At 43.2% G+C, this 14424-nt stretch carries 14 protein-coding genes; 4 read left to right on the plus strand and 10 right to left on the minus strand.

Going from position 1 to position 14424, the window contains the following annotated elements; all coding sequences use genetic code 11:
• Positions 1-149: 149 nt before the first annotated feature.
• From Q4567_RS08125 to Q4567_RS08135, 3 genes are all read left to right on the plus strand, one after another.
• The gene (locus tag Q4567_RS08125; RefSeq protein WP_216049407.1) at positions 150-1640 is read left to right on the plus strand and encodes a CoA-acylating methylmalonate-semialdehyde dehydrogenase; all 1491 of its coding nucleotides are present in this window, start codon (positions 150-152) and stop codon (positions 1638-1640) included.
• Between the two features lie 40 nt (positions 1641-1680).
• Positions 1681-2568 (plus strand): 3-hydroxyisobutyrate dehydrogenase, encoded by an 888-nt coding sequence (mmsB, locus tag Q4567_RS08130; RefSeq protein ID WP_303500046.1) that lies wholly within the window; start codon positions 1681-1683, stop codon positions 2566-2568.
• Positions 2569-2689: 121 nt separating this feature from the next.
• Complete coding sequence (locus tag Q4567_RS08135; RefSeq protein ID WP_216049259.1) at positions 2690-3121, plus strand: hotdog fold thioesterase; 432 nt, start codon at positions 2690-2692, stop codon at positions 3119-3121.
• A gap of 26 nt (positions 3122-3147) precedes the next feature.
• On the opposite strand, the gene Q4567_RS08140 is transcribed toward Q4567_RS08135, so the two are convergent.
• The 8 genes from Q4567_RS08140 to Q4567_RS08175 all read right to left on the minus strand — a co-directional run bounded on the left by Q4567_RS08140 (position 3148) and on the right by Q4567_RS08175 (position 10840).
• Positions 3148-4029: an AraC family transcriptional regulator gene (locus Q4567_RS08140; protein ID WP_303500047.1), complete on the minus strand. Its 882-nt coding sequence runs from the start codon at positions 4027-4029 to the stop codon at positions 3148-3150.
• A gap of 217 nt (positions 4030-4246) precedes the next feature.
• The gene (locus Q4567_RS08145; protein WP_216049261.1) at positions 4247-5020 is read right to left on the minus strand and encodes an SDR family NAD(P)-dependent oxidoreductase; all 774 of its coding nucleotides are present in this window, start codon (positions 5018-5020) and stop codon (positions 4247-4249) included.
• An 8-nt stretch (positions 5021-5028) separates the two neighbouring features.
• On the minus strand, positions 5029-6357 hold the full coding sequence (hisD, locus tag Q4567_RS08150) for a histidinol dehydrogenase (protein WP_303500048.1): 1329 nt from the start codon (positions 6355-6357) through the stop codon (positions 5029-5031).
• Positions 6358-6392: 35 nt separating this feature from the next.
• Entirely contained in the window at positions 6393-7409 is a 1017-nt protein-coding gene (locus Q4567_RS08155) for a LacI family DNA-binding transcriptional regulator (protein ID WP_216049263.1), read from the minus strand.
• A gap of 454 nt (positions 7410-7863) precedes the next feature.
• Positions 7864-8442, minus strand: a complete 579-nt coding sequence (locus Q4567_RS08160) for an NADPH-dependent FMN reductase (RefSeq protein WP_216049264.1) — start codon at positions 8440-8442, stop codon at positions 7864-7866.
• A 14-nt stretch (positions 8443-8456) separates the two neighbouring features.
• Entirely contained in the window at positions 8457-9575 is a 1119-nt protein-coding gene (locus Q4567_RS08165) for an LLM class flavin-dependent oxidoreductase (RefSeq protein ID WP_216049265.1), read from the minus strand.
• 135 nt (positions 9576-9710) lie between these two features.
• Complete coding sequence (locus Q4567_RS08170; protein ID WP_216049266.1) at positions 9711-10691, minus strand: nitrilase-related carbon-nitrogen hydrolase; 981 nt, start codon at positions 10689-10691, stop codon at positions 9711-9713.
• Complete coding sequence (locus Q4567_RS08175; RefSeq protein WP_216049267.1) at positions 10688-10840, minus strand: hypothetical protein; 153 nt, start codon at positions 10838-10840, stop codon at positions 10688-10690. The genes Q4567_RS08170 and Q4567_RS08175 overlap by 4 nt, the downstream gene beginning before the upstream one ends.
• Positions 10841-11019: 179 nt before the next feature.
• On the opposite strand from Q4567_RS08175, the gene Q4567_RS08180 reads away from it, so the two are divergent.
• Complete coding sequence (locus Q4567_RS08180; RefSeq protein ID WP_216049268.1) at positions 11020-11910, plus strand: LysR family transcriptional regulator; 891 nt, start codon at positions 11020-11022, stop codon at positions 11908-11910.
• Positions 11911-11947: 37 nt separating this feature from the next.
• Here Q4567_RS08180 and Q4567_RS08185 read toward each other — a convergent pair whose 3' ends face one another.
• Both Q4567_RS08185 and Q4567_RS08190 read right to left on the minus strand, forming a co-directional pair.
• Complete coding sequence (locus Q4567_RS08185) at positions 11948-12928, minus strand: alpha/beta fold hydrolase (RefSeq protein ID WP_303500051.1); 981 nt, start codon at positions 12926-12928, stop codon at positions 11948-11950.
• A gap of 64 nt (positions 12929-12992) precedes the next feature.
• Complete coding sequence (locus Q4567_RS08190; protein ID WP_216049273.1) at positions 12993-14369, minus strand: MFS transporter; 1377 nt, start codon at positions 14367-14369, stop codon at positions 12993-12995.
• Positions 14370-14424: the final 55 nt, after the last annotated feature.

Raw genomic sequence — 14424 nt, forward strand, 5'->3', positions numbered from 1 at the left:
GCGTGAGCGCAACAAAACTGCTAACAATCCCTCATTTATGATCGCAAGATAGTCCATAATGTTCACAAGATTATCAATCTTCTAGTTCGGCCAGATATGCTAATCTTAAAGTATTGATACGATACTTGAGAATTGTTATGTCCGAACAAATACACAAAGTGCCATTGCTAATTAATGGTGAGCTAGTCCAAAGTAAAACCCAACACTGGTTGGATGTTACCAACCCAGCCGACCAACAAGTGATTGCTCAAGTCCCTCTCGCCACCTCGCAAGAAGTCGAAGATGCAGTGAACGCAGCCAAAGCAGCGTTTGAAACTTGGAAAGATGTGCCAGTTGGTGACAGAGCGCGACTCATGTTGCGTTACCAAGCTTTACTTAAAGAGCATCATGATGAACTTGCCAGCTTACTGGCTAAAGAAACCGGAAAAACCTTTGCTGATGCCAAAGGGGATGTATGGCGGGGTATCGAAGTTGTTGAACATGCCTGCAATATCGCCTCATTGAGTATGGGTGAGATTCTTGAAAACGTAGCTAACAAGATTGACTGTTACAGCATCACGCAACCTTTAGGTGTTTGCGTCGGTATTACCCCCTTTAATTTTCCAGCGATGATCCCGTTGTGGATGTTCCCCATGGCAATTGCCTGCGGTAACACATTTGTACTTAAACCGTCAGAACAAGATCCACTCACGCCTATGCGATTGGCGGCACTGTTTAAACAAGCAGGTGCACCTGACGGCTTATTGCAAGTTGTGCACGGTGGAAAAGATGCTGTTAATCAATTATTGGAACATAAAGATACACCGGCGATTTCCTTTGTAGGCTCAGTGGCTGTGGGTGAACATATTTACCGTACCGGTACCGACCACCTAAAACGAGTACAAGCCTTTGCTGGCGCTAAGAATCACATGGTCGTCATGCCTGATGCATCAAAAAACCAAGTTATTAATGGTATTGCAGGAGCTTCAGTTGGCGCTGCCGGACAACGTTGTATGGCGATTTCGGTAGTCGTGTTGGTAGGTGAAACAAAGCAATGGATTGGTGAAATGCGTGATGCATTGGCGAAGGTCAAACCTGGTGTTTGGGATGATCCTGAAGCCGGTTATGGTCCTTTGATCAATCCACAAGCGAAACAACGGGTGTTGAAGCTGATTCAAGAAGGCAAAGATGCGGGGGCAACCTGTTTACTCGATGGTAGTGACTATCAAGTTGCTGGATATCCCGATGGTAATTGGGTTGGTCCAACGATGTTCACCGATGTCACTCGCGACATGTCAATTTACCAACAAGAGATATTTGGTCCGGTATTGATTGTATTGGAAGTGGACACCTTAGAAGAAGCCATTAACCTAATTAATGAAAACCCTTATGGCAATGGCACCTCCATTTATACCTCTTCTGGCGCAGTTGCTCGTAAATATCAACACGAGATAAAGGTCGGACAGGTGGGTATCAATGTCCCAGTCCCTGTGCCGCTCCCGATGTTTTCGTTTACTGGTTGGCGAAAATCGTTCTACGGTGATCAACACGCTTATGGTAAGCAAGCCGTGAAGTTTTATACTGAGACAAAAACCATCACAGCAAGATGGTTCGATGATGATATTGATACCGGTGTAAATACCACTATTGAATTGAAATGATTTTTCACCGTTTAACTTTATATTAGTAAGGGACAAAGTCATGGCCGTTATTGGTTTTATAGGTTTAGGTAATATGGGTGGTCCAATGGCCATCAATTTAGTTAACGCTGGTCACTCTGTTAAAGTATTCGATTTATCTTCTGAGGCGATTAAACATGTCGTAACAAAAGGTGGTTTAGCCGCAAGCAGCGCGGTTGAGGCGGCTCAAGAGTCAGATGTAGTGATCTCAATGTTGCCTTCAGGGAAGCATGTTGAAGGGCTTTACGTATCGTCATCGCAACCATTGTTTGATGTGGTTAAAAAAGACGCCTTAATCATTGATTCATCAACGATTGATGCAGCAACTGCAAAACGTGTATGTGAAATTGCCGAGCAGCGCGGATTAAGCTTTGTTGACGCTCCAGTTTCTGGTGGTGTGGCTGGCGCAGTGGCAGGTACCTTAGCGTTTATGGTTGGCGCGACAGATGCACAATTTGCCGAAGCTAAACCGATTTTATTGAACATGGGTCAAAACATCTTTCATGCAGGCGCTAGTGGCGCAGGTCAAATCGCAAAATGTTGTAATAACATGTTGCTGTCAGTGCTAATGGCAGGCACTGCGGAAGCACTTAATATGGGCGTAAAAAATGGCCTAGATCCCGCAGTGTTATCGCAAATAATGTTACAAAGCTCTGGCAATAATTGGGCGTTACAAAAATATAATCCTTATCCCAATGTGATGGAAGGAGTGCCTTCGTCTAACGGATATCAAGGAGGCTTCCAGGTTGATTTGATGTACAAAGATTTAGGCTTGGCAATGGACATTAGCCATCAAAGTGGCTCACCAGCGCCCATGGGTTCGCAAGCAAAATCACTGTATTCGATGCACAAGTCAAAAGGCAATGGAGCTCTGGACTTTTCCAGCATAATGCAATTATATCAAGACTAATAAAACCAGTTTATTCAAATACATACGGCTAAAAATAGTCCGTTATAAGTGACACTAATTTGACCGTTACTAGGCTAGTATGATGGAATTTATGTTTTGTGATGATTATTGAGGTAAAGCAATGAGTATCTGGTTTGCAAAACCACAGGTTGAAGATCTAAATCAAATGTTAGCCAAAGGTCAGATTAATCGCTCACTTGGGCTGGAAGTAACGGAAGTGGGTGACGACTTTATACGTGGAACTATGCCAGCGGATGAACGCACTTTTCAGCCATACGGTGTAGTCCATGGAGGCGCAAATGTGGTACTTGCAGAAACCTTAGGAAGCATAGCTGGTTACTACTGTGTCGACACAAGCTTATTTCAAGTGTTTGGTCAGGAAGTCAATGCCAGTCATATACGTTCGGTATCCTCAGGTTTAGTAACGGCAACAGTTAGACCTATTCACTTAGGTTCTCGCTCACAAATCTGGGAAATTCGCTTAGAGAACGATCAAGGTAAACTTAGCTGTTTGTCGAAATTGACGACTGCGGTAGTTCCAATAAGACGTTAAGCAAGAATAACCAAAGGCATTATCACTTAACTATGCTTTAGTTTTCGATACTCTGAAGGCGACAACCCAGTGTGTTTTTTAAATAATCGAGAAAAATACAAACTATCGTCATAACCTACCCGTGAAGCGATACCCTGTATCGCTAATTCGCTGGTTTCTAATAAGTAGCTGGCATATTCCACTTTCATTTTTAAAAAGTGTTGAACCGGTGAAAAACCCGTCGCTTCTTTGTATTTCTTACTGAAATGAAACTTAGACAAATTCACCTGCTTTGCCAATGCATCCAGATCAATTGATTTATTCAGGTTCTGCAACATATAAGCTTGTAAAATATCGAGGTTAAATTGCTGCCTTTCAGGAGTGTTAACTTGCTGCGCCAGCTTACCGATATAAGCAAGTAATTGTTTAAGCATATTGGCAGCATAGATCATAGCTGGCGTATTGTAACCTGTGCTTGATTCGGCCAGCACTGAGGCAAACTGTGCCATTAGTTGGGGTGAATGCCCGATTTTAAGGATCGGCATTTGCTTTTTATAATCCATATTAAAGACATATTCTTGAGCTTGATGACCGGAAAAGTGACACCAATAAATCGACCAAGGGTCATCGGCATTTGCCCAATATCTATGACTCACTCCCCTAGGCAATAACACCAGCTCACCACTTTGTATCTCGCCGCTCCAGTCACTAGTACGTAAAAAACCTTTGCCCGAAAAGCAATAAATCAAGATATTGTCGTCATGCCTATTTCGTGACATTTCATGAAAAAGCGCTTTTTCGTAGCGGCCCACTGCCAAAGGGTAACAATCTTGAGTAAGTGGATGTTGTTGTAGTTGCTGGCGAATAACAACGGGCGACACCATTCGTTCGCTGTGGCTACTGAGGGGCCAGTTCGATGTTTTGCTCACTGCGCTGTTCTCTCCAATTGGATAATCTAAACCTAAGGCTTCATTTTACTCAAGGCTGCACAACGCAATATAATCCATATTAATAATGAGATACAAAATAAATTAGCGGAACCGAGAGGGTGATCCAGATGAGTAGAAGTCTAATGTGAGGACGCACTGGGGCCATCTTCTAACAGAAATTAGCAGCTAGCAAAGCAGTGGCAGGGGGTGTGGCAAACTAATCGGCTGTCCAACCACCGTCCACCACTATACTGGTTCCAGTGACTAACGAAGAAGCATCCGAAGCCAAATATACTGCAGCGCCCATCAAATCTTGCACTTGTCCTAATCGACCCAATTTAATTTTGCTTAATACCGAGCGTAAAAATAACGGATCTTCAAAAAACGGCTTGGTTAAGGGTGTTTCAATAAAGGTTGGCGCTATGGTATTGGAGCGAATGCCATAACTTGCAAGATCCAGAGCTAGGCTTTTATTCATTCCCTCTAAGGCCCATTTTGAAGCGCAATATAACGACCGATTAGGGCCGCCAACATGACCCATTTGCGAACCAATATGTATAAGCGAACCTTTAATATTTGACGCGACCATTTTTTTCACACATGCCTGTGCAACAAAAAACGCACTTTTGAGATTCAGATTTAAAACTGCATCGTAGTCATCTTCAGTGACATCCATCATCCCTTTCGGACGATTAGTACCCGCGTTATTAATCAAAACATCAAACCCTTGGCGCTGCTCGAAAAAGACCTCGACTTGTTGTAAATCGGTAACATCCAAACACACAGCTTCAGCCTGACCACCAGCAGCGACGATGGCCGCAGCCACCGCACTTATTTCGCCCTGACTACGGGCAACTAAGGTCACATGCGCACCAACCTCAGCTAAACCAGCAGCCATTGCCATGCCAATACCTCGACCAGCCCCCGTCACTAGCGCACGACGTCCATCTAGTCGCATATTTGGAAGTTTAGGTAAGCTAATCTCAGTCACAATTCACCTCAGGCGCGAGTTTTATCAGAAGGAACAACGGCACTTGCGTATGGCACATCTCTATGACCATAACGACGAACACGTATATTCGCTTGTTCACCATGACCAGAAAAACCTTCCAAGTTACATAAACGTGAACAATACTCACCCACCAAAGCGGATGCTTCGTCAGTGGTGACTTTTTGATAGGTACAGGTTTTCAAGAATTTACCGACCCACAATCCGCCAGTGAAACGAGCCGATTTTTTGGTTGGTAATGTATGGTTAGTACCAATCACCTTATCTCCAAAGGACACATTGGTGCGTGGACCAAGGAACAAGGCACCGAAGTTTGTCATGTTATTCAAGAAATACTCCGGGTCACTGGTCATCACTTGAACATGCTCAAACGCAAGTTCATCGGCAATTTGTACCATTTCTTCGTAACTTTCTGCGACTATAACTTCACCGTAGGTTTCCCACGCTTTGCGCGCGATATCTGCGGTCGGCAATATCTCTAATAGGCGTTCAATTTCAGCCATAGTTTCACGGGCAAGTTTTTCAGAGTTGGTTAATAAAATACCTGGACTATCAGGGCCGTGTTCAACTTGACCAAGGATATCGGTAGCACATATTTCACCGTCAACCGACTCGTCTGCAATAATCAATGTTTCCGTAGGACCGGCAAATAAATCGATACCGACGCGACCAAATAACTGGCGTTTGGCTTCAGCCACAAAAGCATTTCCAGGGCCAACAAGAATATCGATAGGATCGATAGTTTGCGTACCTAATGCCATCGCGCCCACAGCTTGAATACCGCCTAAAGCATATATTTCATCAGCTCCCGCCAACGCCTGAGCTGCGACTATCGCCGGTGCAGGTTTACCTTTGAACGGTGGCGCACAGGTTATGACTCGTTTAACCCCAGCCACTTTTGCAGTGATAACTGACATATGAGCAGAGGCCAAAAGCGGATATTTACCGCCAGGTACATAACAACCAGCAGCGTTAACTGGCACATTTTTGTGGCCCAAAATAACTCCGGGCATAGTTTCCACTTCTACGTCTTGCATCGATTGGCGTTGAATGGTGGCAAAATTTTTGACTTGTGCTTGAGCAAACTCGATGTCTTTTAAGTCTTGTTTCGACAAGGTATCAATACAGGCTTGGATCTCTTTAGCTGAGAGTCGATAATCTTCACGATCCCAACCATCAAATTTTATCGACAAATCTCGCACTGCGGCATCACCACGTTGATCGATATCGGCTAAGGTACTTTCTACAATATCTCTGACTTTACGATCAGCATCAGCTTTTACTTCTGCGGTTGCTCCGCGTTTTAACCAAACGGCCATTCTATTATCCTAGTTTGTTAATTGGGCTTGTTGTTTTACTTCGTTTTACCAACGGTACTGCTACGAATAAGCAGCTCTCCTGGTACGACAAAATGTTCTGCCTGTTGACTCACAAGTGCAGGGTTTATAATTAGCTCGGCGGCCTTTTGTGCCATCAGTGCCACCGGTTGACTAAAAGTGGTTAATTCAAAGCTCGGCCAGCTAGCGGCGCTTACGTCATCAAAACCGACGATGCCGATGTCTTTACCAGGCTCTAAATCAAATTCAAATTTTGCGACATCAAGGCAAGCCATAGCCATATGGTCATTGGCACAAAATATGGCATCTGGCGGCTGTGGTAGCGCTAATAGTCGTCTTGCCGCTGCTAATGCACCTTGACGGCTAAAATGTCCTACTTCGCGAATTGGAGCTGGCCGCCCTTGTTCTTGTATGTATTGGCTAAATGCCTGCTCTCGTTCTGAGCTGGTAGACGAATCAACATAACCAGCCATAAAGGCGATTCGCTGATAACCACAATCGATTAAGTGCTTACCAATTAAGTGTGAGCCACGCTGGTTATCACCTGTCACTGCCCAGCATTCGGGAAATTGTCCCGTGCGGTTTAAAAAGACAACGGGAATACCGGCACTTTGACATTGTTTAGCGAGTGAGGAAGACAAGGTGGTCGACATAAGAATCAAGGCATCAACTCGGTACTGAAGCATTTCATCTATCTGCGCATCAGCTTCAGCATTGGCTCCAACGGTAAAGACCAACAGCCTTTTACCACCCGCCGATAAACTGGTTGATAACACATCAAGTATCTGAGAATAAAACGGGTTTTCCAGATTTCCTAAAACCACGCCAACAATATTGGACTTACCCTTGAGTAAACTGCGAGCCAATAAATTAGGTCGATAACCTAATTGCTGCGCCGCTTCGATTACTTTGTTACGGGTTTTTAGCGAAACACTCGCTCCTTCAGTAAAGGTGCGGGATACCGCGGACTGGGATACGCCTGCGAGTTTGGCTACATCGCTGGCCGCGGCCACTTGTTTATGATTTTCACTCATTTACCAAACCAACAATTAGATAGTTATGACAACGTTTTAGCGCTGCGCAAAAATGCCCGCTAATGAACACTCGCCTAAAGTCCATTTGTACTATTTGATAAATCATATTCAGACCTTAATTAAGCTTGTTTTTATCAGCCAGAATTGGCTAATCAGCATTTTTGCATAGCTATGCAAAAATCTATATTTGCACGCATTGATAATTATTGTCAATATAAATTCGAAAGTTGAAATATATGCAATCTGAGATAATTGCAGTACGGCTTATTAAGGATTAAAAGAGTTTGACGCTTAAAAAAGCGTCATAATGAGTATTAGCAAAGAAGAAACAATTTGAGTTTATCGGCCTTGCAAGGCGTGTAATATGATTAAACTAAATAATGCCATTTGTGGGGCATAAACTTATCAAGCGCAAAACTAAATTAGCTTCGCGCTGAGTGCGGTTTTGATATCACTAAATTGACGTTGGAGTGCAATGTAGTTTTGCAAAATCAAACACTTGCTTGCCAACCAGTGTGAGTTGAGTGTCTACGTTAGCATCATCAACTGCACCGTCTTTAAACATACCTGGGGTTACTCGAATACCAGCTCCAAAAGGTGTAGGCCAACCGCGCAATGCATGTACAATTGAGCGCATTGAGCCAAGTGTCGATCCTATTGCTTGCCAACCATAAGCTGTCACAATAATCCCAACCGGAAGACCATCCATATAAACTCGGGAATCCTTAGACGTTTCTTCGAAATAATCAATGGCGTTTTTTATTAATCCAGAAATTGAGCCATGATAACTTGGAGTGGCAATGATAATACCATCTGCCTGACGTATCTTGGCGACTAACTCACGAGCTTCAGCAGAATTGTTTAATGCATCCATTGAATAGTGCGGTAATTCGGAAAGAAACTTTCCGTCAAAATGGGTTACTGAAGCGCCTTGAGACACAGCTGATTGCAATGCAATATGCAACGCACACTCAGTAGAAGAGTTCGGTGAAGTAGTACCACCAATTCCGACAATTGATATACTTTCAGTCATTCATCTTTCCTCGATTAATTGGGTACAAAGTCTTGAGTACCGTTTATATTAGTTATAATTCTTAAGTTACTATCTTGCATCGCCACTTTTTCACGGATCAGCGGGATAAGCTCCTGACCAAATAGACGAACATCGTTTATCGTATCGAAACCATTTAGGAGGAAACGGTCGACTCCCACTTGGTAGTAGAGCATGAGCGCATCAGATACTTGTTCGGCAGTACCAACAAGGGCCATTGCATGCAACCGCCCTTCAGTTGCTTTGGTAATACCAGTCCAAAGTCTTTCATCAAGACAATCTCCCTGCTCTGCAATCGCTAACATATGTTTAGCGCCCAAATCATCAGGCCCTTTATCACGACCGATTTTTTTGCCGGTAGACTGAATTTTAATTACAGCGTCCAATACTCCTTGTGCTTTTTGCCATGCGGCCTCTTCAGTTTCTCCGACAATGACTCGCATCGACATTGAAATACCCGGGTTACGTCCGTGCTCTGCAGCTGCGGCTTTAAAATTTTCGATAACCTTAGCTGTCTGCTCAACAGTGCCAGGGCCGATTGCATATGTATCCGCACATTCTGCGCCCAACTTAACGGCGAGCTCCGAACCGCCGCCCCAATAGATTGGAATAGATTCCTGCTTGGGTTTGATGGTTGAATAGCCAGCATTAAAGCGATACCAGTCTCCTGCAAAATTTGAAGGAGCATCGCTTTGCCAAATTTGACGCAATACATCAACATATTCACGACTGCGTTTATAGCGTTCATCTTTAGTATGGAAGTCGCCATCGCACTGCATTTCAACATCACTGGCGCCAGTAATAATATGCACACCCACACGACCATTTGATAACTGATCTAAAGTAGCGAACATACGAGCAGCCATAGTCGGGGCAATAAATCCTGGACGATGTGCGATCATAAATTTCAGTTTGGTTGTTACCGCAGCAATATGACTGGCGATAGTAATTCCATCTGGCCAAGTGGCAGTTTGCCCAATCAATACTCGATCAAACCCTGCTTCTTCATGGGCGATGGCATATTCACGAATAAAATCAGTATCCAAAACATTGTCCACTGGATGTAATTCTGACGAGTCAGCAAAAAAGTGTAAGCCAACAATTTCACATGGCATTTCATAACCTCCATAAGGAAAAACAAGCGCGTATTAGTTTGACTAAAGTACGCAGAATTTATTTTTAATATTGATCACCACATTTAACCAAGTAAGCATTGTTTAAGTGTCTTGATTAAGGGTTCATACCCATTGTTATTTCGATAAAGACAACCAACGTTGCCAAGACGCTTTCTCAACGGCTAGCAATTCTTCGGCACCAGGTGTAGGCCCGTTAGGAAAGGTATTCTTAGGCCAAAGGGGAAAATCATTTAACTCGCGATGAAGCGCGGTCTGAATCTGTGCTAAGAAATTGGCACCAGGCTGTTTGCGCGCCAAGCGTAGCGCCTCAATATCCACCTCAGCCAATGTCATGCCGTAATTCGCATCCTCGCCAATGTTAGCGCCATTAAAATCAAATATTTGCGGATCAGCGGCTTGTTCACCGACAATATTAGTCATGCCAAAATACAGCATGTTCTCAAATGCCCTAGTACCTCGCACCAGCTCAGCACCGGGTCGCTTCATATAATCCACACCAAATAGCGAGCCAACAGGATTGAGCACAACTTCTGCACCTCGAAGACTCAACTCACGAATAGCCTCTGGCCAATGAGGTTCAGCACCAATGGACAAGGCCAAAACACCAAGAGGAGTATCTAAAACCGGAAAGAAAGCATCGACACCAAACTCAGCAATATATTGGTCGTACACATCTATAGGACTAGTGCGCAATGATATTGTGTAATTTTTGCGGTATTTAAGACCAATATCGCCAGCAGGAGTAATGATGATAGCCGAAAGAAAGTAACGCCCCGGAAACGCATCATGACGTTCGACCGCTTGAACGACCACGTAAGCATTGGCTTTTTGAGCTGCTTCGGCAAAGCGATCGGTTTCTGGCCCAGGAAAGGTTACTCCTGCCTCTACCCAGTCTGCATTGGTCAAGGGACCATAGCCTGTAAAGGTAAATTCAGGGAATACAATTAGACGGGCGTTATGCTCTGCGCTGGCCCTAGAGATATGGTCACAGCAAAGTGTCAAATTCTCATCAAGTATCTCTTGTTGCACTTTGTTGGATGAATTAAAAACGGGCTTAATCGCTGGACGGCACATCGCCATCACATATGGTTTCATTGTTTCATCTCTTTATTCTGTTGGTTACTGCGCAAATTGATATGCATCCTACCGGGGACGATTTTTTGTTGAATTGATAAGGGGAAATGACGGTTCAATAAATAAGAGTCACCGAATATAGCTAAGTCTACAAATAAATTCTTTGCCATTATCAATTCCTATCATCGGCTATCAAATAATCAAAATGAGCGTCCACCATAACCATTTAGTTATAAAATATCTAAATGAATTTATCGATTGCCTATACAATAAATCTATAACAAAATATCTAGTATGCAGAATCAATGGTCACATACATTAAGATTATATTTATCTAGGAGAATAAAGTTTGGATATCCGACAATTAAAACGTTTTGTAACTGTCGCTGAACATGGCAGTTTTAATAAGGCGTCAGATATACTCGCTGTGTCACAACCTTCATTGAGTCGCAGTATTCAACAGTTGGAAGATACCTTAGACATCAAGCTCTTTGAGCGAGGATCTCAAGGTATCACCTTAACGTCTCAAGCTAGAGAACTCCTTCCTCATGCTCGTATTATTTTGACTGAAAGAGATCGAGCTCTAGAAACCATCAATTCACTTCGTGGTCGACGGGAAGAAGCTATTACAATAGGTACAGAAGCAATGTTTATTATGCATCGACTACCTCTAGCTATTTCACGATTAGCAGTAACGACCCCACAATTACAAATTACCGTAGTTGAAGACAACATCCATGAATTAGTAGAATTGGTAAAGGAAGGAAGTGTGCGCATGGCCTTCGGTGCAAGGGCGCCAACCATAGATCTTACAGGTCTAGTTTTCGAACAATTATCCGATGAAGGCGCTAGCATGTTAATGCGCGCTGGCCACCCGTTATTGAAAAAAGGCAAACCAAAACTCAAAGATGTCGTCAATGCACGATGGATCGTGCCAGACGATACAATGGTCACTCAGGGTTGGAAAAAGATTTTCCTCGATAATGAATTACCTGTACCAGAGATTGGTCTGCGAACATCGTCTTTATTACTGATGAAAGGTTGTTTGTTAAACAGCGATTTTATTTCGCTAGGAAATCACAGAGAATACGCTGACGAAATTAAATCAGGTCAATTAATCCAGATAGACTTCGGACAGTCTAGCTACTCTCGTCCTGCTGGAATATTTTGGCGAGAGGAAGCGCGCTTGTCTCAGAGCGAGAAAACCTTAATTAATACTCTTCGCAAAGTCTGTCAATAGACTAAGCGAAGAATAGATTGCAAACACTTAGCTAAGGTTATTCTTGAGCATGAATTTGGTCTATATAGGCCTTTAAATCTTTACCGGTTTCTTCTGGTAACTCTAACATCGGATAATGTCCAACATCTGGGTAATGAATCACCTTCACTTCGGTGTTCTTAAATTCAGCGACTGCACCTGAAACCAGATTTATAGGTAAAACAGGATCAACATCACCCCACTGAAGAAGTATCGGTACCCTAACTTGGGCCGCTTCATTACCCGCACCTTTAGTTTTCGACCAAATTGCTTTCACATTAGCCTGGTAATACTGATTAACCTGCGCAAATTTTCCCGGGATATTATTAGTTTCATAATACCAAGTCACCGTCTCAGGCTTGAGTCGCGAAGGGACACCGTACAACCAACTCAAAGAAGATTGATAGTAAAATCGTGGCAGATAATTAGGCACCCAATTTTGATGTATATAGCGACTCACACTTGCGATGATTGGTCGCTTTGTTGTTGGTGGTGCTGACAAAGGTAATGTCGACAACGCAAGCGCACGCACTTGTTCTGGATGAGATGCGGCATAAAGTACTGAAATAGTTGAACCACTAGAACTACCGACCAAAGTAAATTTCTCTAATTCTTCTTGTTCAACAAATTTTTCAAGCAACGCAACAATACCGGGCATACCAATAGATGGTTTAGGGTCATTAGAAAGTCCATACGGAGGCCAGTCTATACGAATAACACGATAGTCTGTTTTTAACAGATTAGCCCAGTCATCATAGATGCGAAGATTTGTCATTGAACTATGCAACATGATGATAACCGGACCTTCGCCTTCGTCCCGCACATGTAACGTTGTATCACCTACTTTGACAAACTTTGAAGGTGCTATTGCATGTTTTTGTTGTACATAGTCGTAAGTCGGATTCCACCAACCAGCGCGCATACTTGCAATCAATCCCGCACAAATTAGAAATACAACGATAAGTATGCCACTCACCCATTTTAATATACGTTTTATCATATTTAACCTTTAGTTAATAAAAAGCTAGCAGTAGAAAATAAACAAAGAGCCCCACTTAGGACTCTTACTCTGCCTTCATACCATCATACTTTTTAACAATCTCTTTTTTCAGAACGAACGCTAAAATAGCCGCAATTCCCATGGCTGGCCCCACGACCAAACCAAGCGATACACCAACCATATCATCAGCCTCAAATACATATTGGGTTAACATCGCTACCAGCATTGGGCCCAATGATGCGCCAATCAAACTAGAGAACAATCTTTCCAACGATGTAGCTACACCACGCATATGAGAAGGTATAATGTCTTGTAGAATAACCAACTTCATAATGCCCGCTATAGCCAATAGTATTCCAGGAAATGAAACCAGAAATACAGTCACATAAAGGCCAGGATTGAATGCGACAAGCCCATAACCGATACATAAACAATACGCACAAATAATCACATTAAGCCGTTTAACAGGACTTTTTCCAGTAAGTTTAGAAACGTAACCACCAGCCAGAGAACCAATACCACCAGCTGCAAACATAACGATTCCTAAAATCAGACCCACTTGCTGTGGTCCCAACTCAAAGCGTCTTAAAAACAAGGGCACATTCCATGCTAAACCTGAGTACTGCACTACTGCAACTACAGTGGTCAATAGATATAACGAGCCGACTGATTTCCAGTTTCTCTTAAAGAAGTTATAAAACTCTCCAAGACCGGCTAAAGGGTGTGTAGATTGATTACTGCTAGTATATTCACGCGGAGGCTCTTTGCCTGATAACAACATCAATATCGCCAATGAGCCAGCAAGGCCATAAATAACAAACAATATTCGCCAAGAATCCATGCCACCTATAAATGGAATGCCAGCTAAACCACCGCCTACTGCGCTTTCAAGTAGATGTCCGCCTAAGATGAGTGAGAAACTTGCACCAAACAATTGACCAAGAATCAACCCTCCAATAAGGAAGCCCCTGTTACGCTGTGGAGCGAGGTCTCCAATTAGGGAAATTGCCACCGGCCATAGTGCCGCTTCGCCAGCTCCAACGATCATACGAAACACAAATAATGATTCAAAACTATTTGCCAAGCCGCAAGCAATGGTCCCACCACTCCAAGTCAATACGGCAAATGCTAGTAGTTTATTACGTTTCAAACGGTCTGCCATCAACCCCAACGGAATTCCAGCAAATGCGTAAAGTAACGAAAAGGATAAGCCTTGCAAAACGCCTATTTGGGTTTCACTAAGAAGAAGATCTGCTCGCAATGGCTCCACAACCATTGAAAGCACCATTCGGTCCATTGTATTCAATGCTGCTGTCAGAATTAGGGCAAAAATGGTTATGCGACCGCCTAGCGAGTAGAAAGTCGCATATTTATTTTTTTCTGCATTGATATCAACAGCAGTTGGATCAGGCAGAGTGTCGCTTAAACTTTGATTAGACACAGATAGCCTCCGATTTATTTGAGTTATTATTTTTATTAATCAATTATCAAACTCC

The organism is Aliiglaciecola sp. 2_MG-2023 (genome assembly GCF_030548145.1).
In the GTDB taxonomy this organism is placed as follows: domain Bacteria; phylum Pseudomonadota; class Gammaproteobacteria; order Enterobacterales; family Alteromonadaceae; genus Aliiglaciecola; species Aliiglaciecola lipolytica_A.